The organism is Vibrio sp. 1641, from assembly GCF_033339995.1.
Classification (GTDB): Bacteria; Pseudomonadota; Gammaproteobacteria; order Enterobacterales; family Vibrionaceae; genus Vibrio; species Vibrio alginolyticus.
This window is the reverse complement of record NZ_JAWOVP010000452.1, coordinates 1-540: the sequence shown is the minus strand read 5'-3', so window position 1 is coordinate 540 and position 540 is coordinate 1. Positions and strand designations below refer to the sequence as shown.

At 43.1% G+C, this 540-nt stretch carries 2 pseudogenes; both read left to right on the top strand.

Annotated elements, in window-relative coordinates:
• Positions 1-367 (top strand): annotated as a pseudogene (locus tag R7Z47_RS26525) (TOBE domain-containing protein); the annotation flags it as partial.
• Positions 348-540, top strand: a pseudogene (potB, locus tag R7Z47_RS26520) (spermidine/putrescine ABC transporter permease PotB); the annotation flags it as partial. The pseudogenes R7Z47_RS26525 and potB, both read left to right, overlap by 20 nt.

Sequence of the window (540 nt, the reverse complement as noted above, 5' to 3'; positions counted from 1 at the left end):
AACAATGCTTGAACGCATTGATGAAAAACGCATCCGTGCGTAAATCGAAGGTGTTGAGTCTGTCGTTTACTACGACAAAGAAGCACAAGCAGGTGACAAACTACAAGTGCTGCTTCGCCCTGAAGACTTACGTATCGAAGAGATCAAAGAGTCTGAAGAAAAAGGCATTGTTGGTCACGTCACTGAACGTACCTATAAAGGTATGACGCTAGACTCTGTTGTCCAACTGGACTCAGGCATGCGCGTGATGGTTAGCGAGTTCTTTAACGAAGATGATCCAGATGTGGACCACTCTCTCGGCCAAAAAGTCGCTATCACTTGGGTTGAGAGCTGGGAGGTAGTCCTCAATGATAAGCAAGAAGATTAATCTTCAGAACGCAATCATTACCCTAATTGTTGGTTGGCTAACACTTTTCGTGTTGGTTCCAAACCTAATGATTATCGGTACAAGTTTTTTAACGCGTGATGAAGCGAACTTAATTGAACTGACTTTTACTTTCGACAACTACCTTCGCTTACTTGATCCATTGTACGCAAAAG